Source organism: Microbacterium sp. NPDC060117 (assembly GCF_042729315.1).
Lineage (GTDB): Bacteria > Actinomycetota > Actinomycetes > Actinomycetales > Microbacteriaceae > Microbacterium.
Window position 1 is genome coordinate 980,384 of sequence record NZ_JBHWXR010000002.1, and the last position, 14,263, is coordinate 994,646.

Genomic DNA, 14,263 nt, shown 5'->3' on the forward strand with positions numbered 1-14,263 from the left:
GCTCAGCCGATCGTCACGGGGTGGAACAGGTCGGCGACGAGCAGCAGACCGCCCATGCCGACCAGCAGCGCCGCGACGACGATCGTGAGCGGCACGAGGCGGGTGGCGTCGACGGGCTTGGGCTTCGGACGCCGGAAGACCTTCGCCCACGCCCGCTTCACCCCGTCCCACAGCGCCACCACGATGTGCCCGCCGTCCAGGGGCAGCAGCGGGATCAGGTTGAACACGAACAGGGCGATGTTGAGTGAACCCATGAGGCTCAGCAGCACCGCGAACCGGTTCAGCAGCGGAGCGTCGGCCGCGGCCACCTCCCCGGCGATCCGGCCCACGCCGATCACGCTGAGCGGGCCATTGGGGTCGCGAGGCGTGTTCGTGACGAGGGAGACACCCACGTCCCACAGCCGCACGGGCAGGTTGCCGATGAGCTGGACGACGGAACCGGTGTTCGCCATCGCCTGCTCGAACCCGGCCGACAGCGGCTGCTGCACGTAGGCGAGCTGCGCACCGACCCCGGCGTAGCCGACCGCGTGCATCACCGCGTTGCCCTTGTCGTCGACGACGGCGCGACCGTTGCCGTCCGCCTCCTGCCGCTGGGCGGCGACCGGGGTCAACGACAGCGTGAGCCGGGATCCGTCGCGCTCGACGACGAGCGGGATGGTCTTGCCGGGAGAGGCTTGGATGATCGCACTGGCCTCGGCGAAGGTGCTGACGTCCTTCCCGTCGACCGAGACGATCCTGTCCCCCGGCTTGACCCCGGCCTGCGCCGCGGGCGCTACCGGATCCGAGGCGGAGCACGAGGTCTGGGTGGAACCGGCCGGCAGCACGCATTCCGAGACCGAGGCGATCGTGGTCGTACCCTGCTGCAGGCCGATCCCGCTCAGCAGCACCGTGAACGTGACGACCGCGAGCACCAGGTTCATGAACGGCCCGCCGAACATGACGACGACCCGCTTCCACACCGGGAGCAGGTAGAAGACGCGGCTCGCGCGCTCCGGGTCGATGGTCTCGTCGTTCGCAGCCCTCGCGTCCTGGATGAGCGTGCGGAAAGCGCCGCGCGACCGACTCCGCCCGACGTCGTCGCCCTGGTCGCCGGGCGAGGGCGGGTACATGCCGGACATCGAGATGAAGCCGCCGATCGGAAGCGCCTTGACGCCGTACTCGGTCTCGCCGATCTTCTTCGAGAACAGTCGCGGCCCGAAGCCGATCATGTACTGACCGACGTGCACCCCGAACAGCTTGGCGGGAACGAGATGCCCGAGTTCGTGCAGGGCGATCGAGACACCGAGCCCGACCAGCACGAACAGCAGGCCGCCGATGTATAGCAGGATCTCCACCCCGCCACGTTACCGGTGCGGGGCTAGGAAACGGCCGTGCCGGACCTGTGCAGTCGCCAGGATGCTCGGGACCCGACGCGACCTCTCACGCCTGTGCGGCGATCATCCGGTCCGCCGTCGCCCGCGCCCAGGCCTCGGCGTCCGCCAATGACTCGACGGTGAGCTCATCCGGCGGCTCGTGCGCATCGACGACGCGCTGGATGGTGTCGACGATCGCGAGGAAGCTCAGTCGCCCCTCGTGGAACGCGTTCACCGCCTGCTCGTTCGCCGCGTTGTACACCGCGGGGAAGGTGCGCCCGGCCCGGCCGACGTGCTTCGCCAGCGCGACGGAGGGGAAGGCGGCGTTGTCCAGCGGCTCGAAGGTCCAGCTGGCCGCCTTGGTCCAGTCGATCGGACGCCCGACCCCGCCCACGCGGTTCGGCCAGTCCAGGCCCAGCGAGATGGGCAGGCGCATGTCGGGCGGGGACGCCTGCGCGATCGTGGATCCGTCCACGAACTCCACCATCGAGTGCACGATCGACTGCGGGTGCACCACGACCTCGATCCGCTCGTAGTCCACGTCGAAGAGCAGATGCGCCTCGATGACCTCGAGGCCCTTGTTCACGAGCGTCGCCGAGTTGGTGGTGACCATGCGCCCCATGTCCCAGGTGGGGTGGGCGAGCGCCTCGGCCGGTGTGACCGCCGCCATCTCCTCGCGGATCCGGCCGCGGAAGGGCCCTCCGGAGGCGGTGACGACGAGGCGGCGGACCTCCTGCTTCGTGCCGGAGCGCAGCGCCTGCGCGATGGCCGAATGCTCCGAGTCCACGGGCACGATCTGACCGGGCTGCGCGAGCGCGGTCACGAGCGCACCGCCGACGATCAGCGACTCCTTGTTCGCGAGCGCCAGGGTGCGGCCGGCCTTGAGGGCCGCGAGCGTCGAGCCGAGGCCGATGGATCCGGTGATCGCGTTGAGGACGACATCGGCCTCGATGTCGCGGACCAGCTGCTCGGCCTCAGCGGCGCCGAGTGCCGTGTCGTCCACGCCGAACTCCTCGGCCTGCTGCTCCAGCAGATCCGCCTGCGTGCCCGCGGCGAGCCCGACCAGCTCGAACCGATCCGGGTTCGCCTTGATGACGTCGAGAGCCTGAGTGCCGATGGAGCCGGTGGAGCCGAGGATGAGGACGCGACGCATGGCCTCAGCCTAGGCCGTGTCCTGCCGACGGAAGAGGGCCCGTGCGCATCGTCCGACGCGCACGGGCCCTCGATCGCCTCAGGGGCGGATCACTGTGCGGGGGCTGCTGCCGGCACCGTGCCGAGGATGTCGATCACGAACACCAGTGTCGAATTCGCCGGGATCCCGTTCTGCGCCTGGTCTTTGTAGCCGTCGGCCGGCGGGATCACGACGAGGACCTGGGATCCGACCTTCTGCCCCTCGAGCGCCTTCTGGAAGCCCGGGACGACACCCGTGGTCTGGAACTGCGCAGGAGCCTTCCGCTTCCAGCTGGAGTCGAACTCCTTGCCGTCGGCCCACGTCACGCCGCGGTACTGCACGATCACGTAGTCGCCGCTCTGCACCGTCGGACCATCGCCCTGCTTGAGGTTCGCGATGGTCGTCGCCGTGGGCGGGTCGGTCTTCGGGATGGTGATCTCGGGGGCGCCGTCCTTGTCGAGCTTCACCGTCGGCATGCCCTCGACCGGGGCGACCTCCTTGCCCGTCGCGACCGTGGGCAGAGCCTTCGTGGACTGCGCGTAGACGACGATCGCCTTCTGACCTTCGCCCATCACCTTGCCGGGGAGGGCGAGCACGACGGCGGAACCGAGCGGCTGGCACTCCAGCGCCGCGACGAAGAGCGACTGCTGGTTCGGGTCGAGGAGCACGGGAAGCTGGTCGTCCACGCCGCGCGCGCTGGAGTCGAGCAATGCGCTGTCGGCGGCGTTCACGATGCGGTACTGCACGGAGACCAGATCCCCCGCGACCACGTTCTTCCCGTCGCCCTTCTTGACCACGGTGCGCTCAACCGCGGTGGCGGCGTCGATGTCGGTGCCGGACGGCACGGTGACCTTCAGGTCCTTGCCCTCGCCCTCGACCTTGACCGCGTCGGAGGCCTTGCCCGGCTTGGCATCGAGCAGGCACGACGACGACGCGGACGGCGACGGCGAGGCCGAGGGGTTCGCGGCGCCGGCACAGCCGGAGAGCAGGAGAGCCGTCGCGGCGACGGCGGACAGAGCAGCGGCGATGCGGATGCGCACGGAGGACCTCGAGACGTAGGGACGAACCCGCCTATCCTGCCCTATCGGGCTTTGCCGCCGCTGGGAGGTGGCGTGAATCCGCTTCCCGCATCGCCTCGCGCGCTCATTCCGATCGCGGAATGGATCCTGATCTAGCCTTGTCTGGTGACCCCGCAACCCGAACCCGCAGCGTCTGCGGACCGCGACGAGGCCGTCGCAGAGCAGGATCATCTCGACGACGAGGTGCATCGCGCCGGTGCCACGTATCTGCTCGGCCGGATGATCCTGATCCCGCTCACCCGACTCGTCTACCGCCCTCGCATCGAGGGGCGCGCGAATGTGCCGAAAGACGGCCCGATCATCATCGCGTCGAACCACCTGTCGTTCATCGACTCGATCGCGATCCCGGTCGCGGCTCCCCGGCGCGTGCACTTCCTGGCGAAGTCGAGCTACTTCGAGGGCACGAGCCTGAAGGGTCGCTTCGTCGCGAGCTTCATGCGCGCGGTCGGCGCGAACCCGGTGCGCCGCGGCGCGGGTCAGGCCGCGCTGGACGCCCTGGACGAGCAGCGCAAGCTGCTGGACCGAGGACTCGCGGTCGCGCTGTACCCCGAGGGCACCCGTTCGACCGACGGCCGACTCTACAAGGGACGCACGGGCGTCTCCTTCCTGGCTCTGCAGACGGGTGCGAAGGTGGTGCCGGTCGGCGTGATCGGCACCGACAAGGCGATGCCCGTCGGCGCGAGCATGCCCAGGATCGGGTCGAAGGTCACGATCCGCTTCGGCGAGCCGCTGGATCTCTCGCACCACGGAGCTGCGAGTTCCGGTCGCGCCCGCCGTGGCGCGACCGACGAGATCATGGCCGCGATCCACGCGCTCAGCGAACAGGAGCTCGCCGGCGTCTACAACGAGGTGCCCGCGCACGGCGCGATCGAGAAGATCATGCAGGCGCTGCCGCACGAACGGCGCTGACCCCTTCGTCTCGCGTGCGGCTCGCTCAGGGACCGCCCTTCGTCGAACGTCAGGGGCCGGTCGGAACGACCAGGATCGTTGCCTCGTGGTGCACGGGGAACGACACCGAGTTCGCGATGAAGCACCATGCGTTGGCCTGCGCGTGCGCGGAGGCCGCGGCCTCGCGCATGGACTCCTCGGCGATCGTGACGACGGGATGCAGCGTCACCTCGGTGAACGCCCCACCGCCGCGACCGTCCTCCTGCATCGTGCCGGTGGCCTCGTCGCGGTAATCGACGACGACGACCCCCGCCGTCACGCAGGCATGCAGATAGCTCAGCAGATGGCACTCGCTGAGCGCCGCGAGCAGCAGATCCTCCGGATTCCATCGGGTGGGATCCCCCCGGAACGGCTTGTCGGAGGAGGCCAGCAGTTCCGGCTTGCCCGCCACGGTGAGCGTGCTCGCGCGATCGTAGTCGCGGTAGCCCGAGGTGCCCGTCCCCCGGTTGCCGGTCCAGGTCGTCGTGAGGGCGTAACGGTGTGTGCCGAGGCTCATGGGTCCATGGTGCCAGGATCCTACCGACGCCGGTCGACGTGCCGCCTGTCCGCGGCGTCCGCGCCCACTAGGCTTGCTGTCGTGGTGCAGACTCTGACCGTCCAGGATGCCGTGGAACTCGCCGTCGTCGAACGGAACGGATTCATCGAATCCCGCCACATCGGAGCGGCCGTCGTGCTCTCCCCGGAGGGGGAAGTGGTCGTCCGCCACGGCAACGCCGACGCGCTGGTCCTGCCCCGCTCCAGCCTGAAGCCGCTGCAGGCGATCGCCTGCCTGACGGCCGGTGCCCCGCTGGAGGGCGAGCAGCTCGGCCTCGCGACCGCCAGTCACATCGGCACCGACCGTCACGTCGCCGTCGTGCGCGAGATGCTCGCCGAGGGCGGGCTCACCGAGGACGACCTGGGCTGCCCCGCGGACTGGCCAGGAGACTCGGCGACCCGAGACGAGCTCGTGCGCGATCACGCCGGCAAGGCGCGCATCCGGATGAACTGCTCCGGCAAGCACGCCACGATGCTGCGCGCCTGTGTCGCGAACGGCTGGCCCACCGCGGGATACCTCGACCTGGACCATCCCCTGCAGGTGCACATCAAGGACGTCGTCGAGCGGCTCAGCGGAGAGCGCGTCGCAGCCACGGCCATCGACGGGTGCGGTGCCCCGGTGCACGCCATCACGCTCACCGGGCTCGCGCGGGCCGTGCACCGCATCGGCTCCGCCTCGGAGCGCTCGCCGTTCGCGCTGCATCGGGTGGCCGGCGCCCTGGTGCGCACGGTGCGCGAGAACCCGTGGACGATCGAGGGCCCTGGACGCCCCGACACCATCGCGATCGAGAAGCTGGGCGTGTTCGCCAAGCACGGCGCCGAGGGCGTGATGGTCATGGTGGCCCCCAACGGCACCACCGTCGCCCTGAAGATGCTCGACGGCTCCGGCCGTGCGGCCACGATCGTGGCCGCCACCCTGCTCGCCCGTGCGGGCGCACTGACCGACGCGCAGGTGGACAGCCTCGCCTCGGCCCTTCCACTTGTCGTCCTCGGAGGCGGCAACGGCGTGGGGGCCATCCGCCCCGGCGCCGGAATCTGAACGCCCCCAGAAGGGGCCGTACCCGTCATAGGGAAGGAAAGGAGCCACGATGAGGATCTCTGTCCCCAGCGAGGTGAAGAACAACGAGTTCCGCGTCGCCCTCACGCCCGCCGGTGTGCACGATCTCGTGCAGGCCGGTCATGAGGTCTTCGTGCAGTCCGGCGCCGGTGCCGGATCCTCGATGTCGGATGCCGATTATCTGGAGGCGGGAGCGACGCTGCTCGATGACGCCGACGAGGTGTGGGCGCGTGCCGAGCTGGTGCTGAAGGTGAAGGAGCCGATCGCCAGCGAGTACCACCGTTTCCGCAGCGACCTGGTGCTGTTCACGTATCTGCACCTCGCTGCCGATCGTCCGCTCACCGACAAGCTCGCGGAGTCGGGGATGACGGCGATCGCCTACGAGACGGTGCAGCTGGCCTCGGGCGCGCTGCCGCTGCTCGCTCCGATGAGCGAGGTCGCGGGTCGTCTCGCCCCGCTGGTCGGCGCGAACACGCTGATGCGCTCGCACGGCGGCCTCGGACTGCTGATGTCGGGCGTTCCCGGCACCCGCCCCGCGACCGTGACCGTGATCGGCGGCGGTGTCGCCGGCGCGAACGCCGCCGTGATCGCCGCGGGCATGGGCGCGGATGTGACGATCTTCGACACGAACATCGCGCGACTGCGGTATCTGGACGACTTCTTCGGCGGCCGGGTGAAGACGGCGGCGTCGAACCCGCTCGACCTGCGCCGCGCCGTCGTGAACTCGGACCTCGTCATCGGATCCGTGCTGATCCCCGGGGCCAAGGCGCCGAAGCTCGTGACGAACGACATGGTCGCCGAGATGCGCCCGGGCAGCGTGCTCGTGGACATCGCGGTGGACCAGGGCGGCTGCTTCGAGGACACCCACCCGACAACGCACGACGACCCCACGTTCCGCGTGCACGACACGGTGTTCTACTGCGTGGCGAACATGCCGGGCGCCGTGCCGAACACGTCCACCTCGGCGCTGACGAATGCGACGCTGCCGTACGTCCGCCAGATCGCTGGTCGCGGCTGGCAGGCGGCGCTGCGCGCCGACGTCGCGCTGGCCGGTGGTCTGAACGTGACCGGCGGGAAGATCGCGAACGCCGGAGTGGCCACCGCGCACGATCTGCCCCTCACGCCGCTGGACGAGCTGCTGAGCTGACGTCGCCCCGCGGGGCGGGAAGGATCACCCGGGACAGACGCCCGTCCCTGTCGATGGTCCACGCCCGCCCCGCGTACGGCGCAGCGTACGGCGGCAACTCGCGCACGCCGGCGAGCATACGCAGCTCCCGGGCCGCCTCGGCGAGCACGAGGACCTCGCCTCCGCGGACGATCCGCTGCCACAGGGCGTACTGCCGCTGCCAGGCCTCCCCGTCGCCGATCAGCAGGACCAGGCCCGGCATCTCCCGGTCGCCGGTCGCTCCGAGCTGCCCCGCAGGGCCGGCGGCACCGTCCGCGCGGATCCGCCTTGATTCGGTCGTCTCACCGCGTCGGTCGACTCCCTCCGGGAGGATCACGGGCGCGCCGTCGACCAGTACCTGCACGGCCGCACGGCCGAAGCGCGCGTCGAGCGTCTCCGCCGTCCGCGCGGGCGCCGTGCTCACCACTCCGACGAGCATCGCGTGCGGCTCCCACAGCGGCGTCGCCGCGGGCATCGCCGTCCCCTCGTTCGGCGCCGGAAGGGACGCTCCCCCGTCTGCCACGGCCTCCGGCAGCGCGAACTGCACCTCGACGCCGCCGAGTCGCGCGCGTCCGGGGAGCCGGTCGGGGTCATAGGAGCCGGGGTCCCCGCCGGCGGTGAGGTGCTCTGTGCGGCTCGCGGTGCGCAGCAGGGCGCGCTCCGGCAGCAGATCGGCGATCGCCGACAGCTGTCCGGTGCATCGTGATGCGCTGAGCAGCACCGTGCTTCCGTGTTCGGCGGCACGACGGACGGCCCGCTGCAGCCGCTCCGCCCAGGCAGAGGCGTACTCGGGCGGGAACGCGGCCAGGTGCCGGTCCACGTCGTCGATCGCCAGCAGAGGCGGCACCGGGCGACTGCCGTCCGCGATCCCATCGATCAGTGACCACGCCTGTTCCGGATCCGGTCCCAGCAGAACCCCGTCGGCCACCTGGACCGCCGCGGCTCGCAGCACACTGCTCTTCCCGGATCCCGGTCCCCCGAACACGGTAAGCCCGCGATCCACACCGATGCGGAGCGTGCGCACCGCCTGCCGTTGACGCTCCGGTTCGTCCGCGAGCCCCAGCGTGATCTCCCCCGGCCGAACGGCGCCGAGGTCCGTGCGCTGCAGCCGCGCCGGCAGGGCGGGCTGCCAGGGGCTCTGCGCCCGCGGGGAGTCACGCCAGCGCGCCGCGATCGCGGCGAGCTCCTGGACACCGGTCCGCGCGACGCGGAACGCCGCGGGTGCCGCGTCCTGGGGGCGGCGGAGATAGGCGAGTCCGCGCCCCGCGGCATCGCCGGGCAGTCCCGCCGCCACATCGCTGCCGATCATGATCCTGCTGTCGGCCGGATCCGTGACGCGCAGGGCGATCCGCAGCGGGCAGTTCGCGGCCAGCGCGTCGCGGATGACCCCGGTCGCCCGCTGCGTGCCGAGGATGAGGTGCATGCCGAGGGCGCGACCGCGCGCGGCGATGTCCGTGAACACCGCCGCCAGATCGGGGTGCTCCTGCAGCAGCGCCGCGAACTCGTCCACGACGATCACCAACCGGCCGAGCGCTCCCCCGCTCTCGAGCACGCTGCGGGCGCCCGTCTCCGCGAGGACGCCCTCCCTGCGCCGGACCTCGGCGCGGAGGCTCCGCACGCCGCGATCCGCCCCCTCGGCGTCGAGATCCGTGATGACGGCGGCGACGTGCGGCAGCACCCTCAGCCGCTCGAAGGCTGTGCCGCCCTTGAAGTCGGCGAGCACGAAGCTCACCTGGTCCGCCGAATGCGCAGCGGCGAGCGCCGAGACCCAGGTCACCAGGAGCTCGCTCTTGCCCGCGCCGGTGACGCCGGTGACGAGCGCATGCGGCCCGTCCGCGACGAGGTCCGGGATCACGGGCCCTTCCGCGTCCCGCCCGAGCGCCGCTCGCAGGCCCTCGCGCAGCACGGGATCCGATCCGGCGGTGACGCTGTCCGCGCCGACGGCGTCGACAGCGGACGGAAGCACGTCCTGCAGCGCCACCGCAGCCGGAATCGCCGCCTCTTGACCCTGCTCCCGGATCAGATTCTGCACGATCGCCTCGGCCTGTTCGCGCGAGATCCCTTCGGGGGCGCACTCGCGCGTCCCCTCCGCGGTGCGCAGCCGCGCGGATCCGGGTTCCACGACGTCAAGCACCGCGTGGTAGCCCACCGGTGGTGGCGCCCCCGGGCCGAGCAGGCAGAGCCGCGGGCCGGATGGAGCGCTTCGTTGGCTTCCGAGATGCACGATGCCGGCGTCGTGCGGGGCGAAGCGGGCCTGGGGCAGTCCGTCCAGCCCGAGCGCGGCGACGGCGTCTCCCTCGAGGCGGAAAGCCCCGACGGCGTGTCGCAGGCACAGTTGCAGCACAAGGGCTCTGGCCACGGCTGCGGCGATCGGCCCGGATCCTCGCACGCATACGCCGTCGGACAGACGCACCGGCACCGGCACTCCCGACACGACGCCGTGCAGGGCACGGAAGGCATCGGCGCGTCCACCGGTGCCGCTGAACCGCAGCGGCGAAGGTCCGTCGCCTCGCCCGACCGCGATGTCGACCGCATCCGCGAGAGCGAGGGGACGCATCGGCGGATCCACGAGGCAGGCGGCGAGATCCGGGGTCCCGCGCAGCCGACGGGCTCTCTCCTGCGTCTCGCGAGCGCCCACGACCTGCTCGACCTGCGCCCAGGCCTCCGCCTCCTCGGCCCGCGCGACGCGGGCGGCGCGGCGCCGCTGACGCAGGCCGTCCAGGAACGAGCCGAGGATCATGATCGGCCCGAGTGCCGCGAAGCAGAGGGACAGCGGCGAGCCGGTGACCGCGAAGAGCACGACGCCGGACACCACCGGCACCGCCGCGGCGAGCAACGGGAGCGAACCGCGCTGCGGGGGTGCGGCGACGGCGGGGAGGACGATCGTCTCGGCGGGATCCATTCCGCCATCCCATCGCGCACCGTCCCGGCGCGGAGAGCGCTCAGCGCAACCGGTGCACTACTCGACGGCGATCGGCACTGTGGAGGACGATCCGCCGTCGGCCGAGGTGCGACTCACGTCCACGACGATGACGGTCACGTTGTCGCGCCCGCCGTTCTCCAGCGCGGCGGCGAGCATCGCATCGACCGCGCCGCCGGCGGTGGGGTTGAGGCCCAGGAAGTGCTGGATCCCGTAGTCGGTGAGCTCCTTGGTCAGCCCGTCCGAGCAGATCACGAACCGATCGCCGTCCTGCACACTGAACTCGCGGTAATCCGGCGGCAGCGCCTCGCTGACCCCGACGGCGCGGGTGATCACGTTGCTGTACGGATGCCCTTCGGCCTCCTCGGGGCTGAGTCGGCCGGCCGTGATGAGCTCCTGCACGACGGAGTGATCCGTCGTGACCTGGCTGAGGGCGCCGTCGCGCAGCAGGTACACCCGGGAGTCGCCGATGTTCAGCGAAATCCAGCGGGCGTCGTCGCCGACGACGGTGAAGAAGACGCCGGTCAGCGTCGTCCCCGTGCCTTCGTCGGTGGTGTCCGGGTGCGCCGTGATGTCCTGCACCGCGGCGACCAGGGCGGTCTCGATGGTCTCGGTCGTGATCTCTCCGGCCGCAACGGCCTCCTCGAGGCGCACGATCGTGCGCTGACTCGCGATCTCACCGCCCGCGTGGCCCCCCATGCCGTCCGCCACCACGAACAGGGGGAACTCGGCGAGGAGGGAGTCCTGATTGTTCTCGCGGCGGCGACCGGTGTCCGTCGCGCCGGCCCAGGTCAGGACGACCGTGTCGCCGGACGCCAGCGCGACCTCGCGCTCGTGCGAAACCTGGCTCATCGCGGTCCTCCGCATCCTCGTGCGATCGGAACGACCGCTGAAATCTCACACATCGTAATGGATCCCTGGCGCCGACACGCGGCTCAGAGCGCCGGATCCGTCGGCAGCGGGAACAGGGCGTCGATCGCGGCGACGTCCTCCGCGGAGGGACTCCAGGCCGCGCCCGCGCGGGCATTCGCCTCGATCTGCTCGGCGGAGGTGGCCCCGGCGATCACCGAGGCGACCCCGGGCTGCGCGAGCAGCCAGCCGAATGTCGCTTCGAGCATCGTGAGGCCGCGCTCGTCGCAGAAGGCGCGATAGGCGTCCAGCGCGTCCCAGGGCGCGTCCTCCCAGAGATGCGACCTGGTGCGCATGATCCGGCTCTGCGACGGTCCGCCGTCGCGGGTGAACTTGCCCGTGAGCAGTCCGTTGTGCAACGGGAAGAAGGGGAAGAACCCGAGTCCGAAGCGGTTGACGGCGGGCAGCACCTCGCGCTCGGCCGCGCGGGACAGCAGCGAATACTGGTTCTGCGACGAGATGAAACGCGCGCTCCTCGTCGCGGTCAGCTCCGCCTCCGCGATCTGCCAGCCGGTGAAGTTGGAGTGGCCGAAGTAGCGGATCTTGCCCTCGCGGACGAGCTCGTCCAGGGCGTCCAGCGTCTCCTCGATCGGGGTGAGCGGATCCGGCCAGTGCAGCTGGTACAGGTCGATCCAGTCGGTGCGCAGGCGACGCAGGGACTCCTCGACAGCCTTGCGCACGTAGCGACGAGAGCCGAGGCCTGCGGGGAAGTCGTATCCCATGTCGGCGGACGCGTAGCCGAACTTGGTCGCGAGCACGACCCGATCGCGGCGACCGTCGAGCGCCTCGCCCATCAGGCTCTCGCTGAGACCGGGATCCTTGCCGTAGATGTCCGCCGTGTCGAGGAACGTCACGCCGTGGTCGATCGCCGCGTCCAGCACCTGGACGGTGCCCTGCAGCGTCTCGGTCGCCGTTCCCGCTCGTCCGAAGTTGTTGCATCCGAGTCCCACGGCGGAGACCAGGAGCCCGGACGATCCGACACGACGTTCAGCGCTCATGCTTCCAAACTACAGGCCGACTCGCGATGCGGATGCCGGGCATGCGGGAAGCCCCGGCCGAAAGACCGAGGCTTCCCACATCGCCGTGCAGTCCGAGGACCACGGCATCAGGACGGCGTCACGCCGGGGGCTGCTCGCCGTTCTCCGGGGCGGCGTCCGGCGCAGCGGCCGGCGGTGCCGGAGGTGCGGGCGGAGCCGGAGGCGCGGCCGGGACGTCCGGTGCGGTCGCCGGCGGAGCTGCCGGCGGCTGGAAGCCCTGCTGCGGCTGCTCGGGCTGGGCGCCCGGCTGGCCGAACTGCGGAGCCTGGGGCGCAGCGGGCTGGCCGTAGCCCGGCTGCTGCGGCGGGGCGTAGCCCTGCGCGGCCGGCGGCTGGTAGCCCTGCGGGGCGCCGTAACCTGCGGCCGGGGCCGCGGCGGACGGCTGCACGGGGATGCCCTGCCACACCGTGCGGTCGCCGAAGAAGCCGTTGCCGGCCCAGGAGGCGGGGGCGATGTTCGGGTTCCAGCGCGACTTGTCGAAGGCGTTGATGCCGAGCCAGATCAGGCTGAGGAAGAAGTACAGCACGGCCCAGCCGGCGCTCTTCTGCAGCTTGAGACCCACGCGCCACGCCGCGATCGTCAGCAGCACCACCGACGCGAGGCCGGTCAGGTAGTTGAGGATCGGGATCAGCGAGGCAGCCATCAGGATCAGGATGAGCCAGGGCGACATGTCACCGAGCTTGACGAAGATCATCTGGTTGTAGACGGGCACCCATGCCCGCCACTTGCCCTGCACGCCCGCCTTTTCGAAGATCTTCATGAGGAAGAGCGAGCCGAGGACGTAGACGATGACGATCGCGATGAAGGCGAACAGGAATGTGATGCCGATGATCGCTGCACTGGCTGCGGAATCGTATCCGTAGTCGTTCATGTGTTCCTCCCGGGAACAGGTTGAGATGCATATGCATCGAGGAGCGCTCCTGGGAAACAGCTGAGCGCTTCGACGCGAAACACCCTACCCTGTCCGAGTGCCGCACTCACGAACTATTTGCGGGCAGTCGGCTGATCCGTCACGAGTTCGAGGATGCCGTGCTCGCCCGTCTCCTGCAGCCGCACGCCCGCGCGGCCGGCCCAGTTCAGAAGCGTGCGACGCGATCCGATCTTCGGCCGCTCGGTCGCGAGGCGACGCACCAGATCGCCCTTGGCGTGCTTGTTGAAGTGGTTCAGCGCCTTGCCCTGCTCCGTGACCACGCGAACGTACGCGGACGGCAGCTCCGCCGGAACCGGACCCAGGTCCGCGTAGGCCTCGGAGCGCAGGTCCAGCACGAAGGAGGGCGCCGCGACCGCGAGCTGCACCGCCACGGCGTCCGCCCACAGTCTCCGCAGCGGAGGCAGCCCCGGCACGGATGCGCCGGCGCCGAGCCGGTAGGACGGGATCGGATCCAGGGCGCCGACCGGTCCGAAGGGCGCGCTGTGCACGAGCACGTGCGCCCCCAGCCAGCGCCGCGCGTAGCCGTCGAGCGTCGCGGCATCGAGCGCGTCGTACAGCACTCCCGTGTAGCGGTCCACGGCGGGCATCACCGCGGCGGTCCGCAGCCCTGCATTGTCGAGCAGGGCCTCGGCGAGCTGCTTGTCGCTGAGCTTGAGCACCCGGCGTGTCGCCTCCGCGTCGGCGGCCAGCGCCACGAGCGCGTCACGTACCTGCTCGCGCTGCGGCAGCAGTCCCGGCAGCGCCCATCCGGCAGGCTCCGCAGGTGAGCTCTTCCCTCCGGGCCGCTTGGTCTCGCTCGGCGGCAGCAGGATCATCATGCGCAGGACTCCTCAGACGGGTGGGGACGCGCAAGCGCCGGACCCCCGAGGGGATCCGGCGCTTGCGTGAGTGGTTCGATCAGGCGACGAGCGCCGCGTTGCCCGCGACGATCGTCAGGGCGTCGCCCTCCATCGAGACGAAGCCGTCCCGGGCGCTGGCGAGCACCTTGGTGCCGTCCAGCTGGGTGATGCGGACCTGGCCCTCGGCGAGGATGGCCAGCACCGGCTCGTGTCCGGCCATGAAGCCGAGCTCGCCCTCGACGGTCTTCGCGACGACGAGGCTGGCCTCACCGGTCCAGACCTCCGCGTCGGCGGAGACGAGGCTGACGTGCAGCGCCATGA

General features: G+C 70.9%; 13 protein-coding genes. 3 read left to right on the forward strand and 10 right to left on the reverse strand.

Annotated elements, in window-relative coordinates:
* Positions 1-2: 2 nt before the first annotated feature.
* The 3 genes from ACFWCK_RS10860 to ACFWCK_RS10870 all read right to left on the reverse strand — a co-directional run bounded on the left by ACFWCK_RS10860 (position 3) and on the right by ACFWCK_RS10870 (position 3,563).
* A complete protein-coding gene (locus tag ACFWCK_RS10860) occupies positions 3-1,334 on the reverse strand; it encodes a M50 family metallopeptidase (RefSeq protein WP_378805807.1) in 1,332 nt (443 codons plus the stop codon).
* A gap of 85 nt (positions 1,335-1,419) precedes the next feature.
* Positions 1,420-2,505, reverse strand: a complete 1,086-nt coding sequence (dxr, locus tag ACFWCK_RS10865; protein WP_378805808.1) for a 1-deoxy-D-xylulose-5-phosphate reductoisomerase — start codon at positions 2,503-2,505, stop codon at positions 1,420-1,422.
* 89 nt (positions 2,506-2,594) lie between these two features.
* Entirely contained in the window at positions 2,595-3,563 is a 969-nt protein-coding gene (locus ACFWCK_RS10870; protein WP_378805809.1) for an FKBP-type peptidyl-prolyl cis-trans isomerase, read from the reverse strand.
* 258 nt (positions 3,564-3,821) lie between these two features.
* Here ACFWCK_RS10870 and ACFWCK_RS10875 point away from each other — a divergent pair, with 258 nt between their 5' ends.
* Positions 3,822-4,511 (forward strand): lysophospholipid acyltransferase family protein, encoded by a 690-nt coding sequence (locus ACFWCK_RS10875; RefSeq protein ID WP_378805980.1) that lies wholly within the window; start codon positions 3,822-3,824, stop codon positions 4,509-4,511.
* 49 nt (positions 4,512-4,560) lie between these two features.
* Here ACFWCK_RS10875 and ACFWCK_RS10880 read toward each other — a convergent pair whose 3' ends face one another.
* On the reverse strand, positions 4,561-5,046 hold the full coding sequence (locus ACFWCK_RS10880; RefSeq protein ID WP_233310715.1) for an OsmC family protein: 486 nt from the start codon (positions 5,044-5,046) through the stop codon (positions 4,561-4,563).
* A gap of 81 nt (positions 5,047-5,127) precedes the next feature.
* Here ACFWCK_RS10880 and ACFWCK_RS10885 point away from each other — a divergent pair, with 81 nt between their 5' ends.
* Together ACFWCK_RS10885 and ald are read left to right on the forward strand one after the other, a co-directional pair.
* On the forward strand, positions 5,128-6,123 hold the full coding sequence (locus ACFWCK_RS10885) for an asparaginase (RefSeq protein ID WP_378805810.1): 996 nt from the start codon (positions 5,128-5,130) through the stop codon (positions 6,121-6,123).
* Between the two features lie 49 nt (positions 6,124-6,172).
* The gene (gene ald / locus ACFWCK_RS10890; RefSeq protein WP_378805811.1) at positions 6,173-7,288 is read left to right on the forward strand and encodes an alanine dehydrogenase; all 1,116 of its coding nucleotides are present in this window, start codon (positions 6,173-6,175) and stop codon (positions 7,286-7,288) included.
* Here the strand turns inward: ald and ACFWCK_RS10895 are convergent.
* The 6 genes from ACFWCK_RS10895 to ACFWCK_RS10920 form a co-directional block, all read right to left on the reverse strand.
* Positions 7,260-10,208, reverse strand: coding sequence for an FtsK/SpoIIIE domain-containing protein (locus ACFWCK_RS10895; protein ID WP_378805812.1), 2,949 nt, complete (start codon positions 10,206-10,208; stop codon positions 7,260-7,262). The genes ald and ACFWCK_RS10895 overlap by 29 nt on opposite strands.
* Positions 10,209-10,265: 57 nt before the next feature.
* Positions 10,266-11,078, reverse strand: a complete 813-nt coding sequence (locus tag ACFWCK_RS10900; RefSeq protein ID WP_233310711.1) for a PP2C family serine/threonine-protein phosphatase — start codon at positions 11,076-11,078, stop codon at positions 10,266-10,268.
* Between the two features lie 83 nt (positions 11,079-11,161).
* Positions 11,162-12,133 (reverse strand): aldo/keto reductase, encoded by a 972-nt coding sequence (locus tag ACFWCK_RS10905; protein WP_378805813.1) that lies wholly within the window; start codon positions 12,131-12,133, stop codon positions 11,162-11,164.
* Positions 12,134-12,251: 118 nt separating this feature from the next.
* Positions 12,252-13,043 (reverse strand): DUF5684 domain-containing protein, encoded by a 792-nt coding sequence (locus ACFWCK_RS10910; RefSeq protein WP_378805814.1) that lies wholly within the window; start codon positions 13,041-13,043, stop codon positions 12,252-12,254.
* Between the two features lie 113 nt (positions 13,044-13,156).
* Positions 13,157-13,921 carry a YaaA family protein gene (locus tag ACFWCK_RS10915; RefSeq protein ID WP_233310708.1) on the reverse strand — a complete coding sequence of 255 codons (765 nt, stop codon included), beginning with the start codon at positions 13,919-13,921 and terminating at the stop codon, positions 13,157-13,159.
* 79 nt (positions 13,922-14,000) lie between these two features.
* Positions 14,001-14,261, reverse strand: coding sequence for a F0F1 ATP synthase subunit epsilon (locus tag ACFWCK_RS10920; RefSeq protein WP_233310707.1), 261 nt, complete (start codon positions 14,259-14,261; stop codon positions 14,001-14,003).
* Positions 14,262-14,263: the final 2 nt, after the last annotated feature.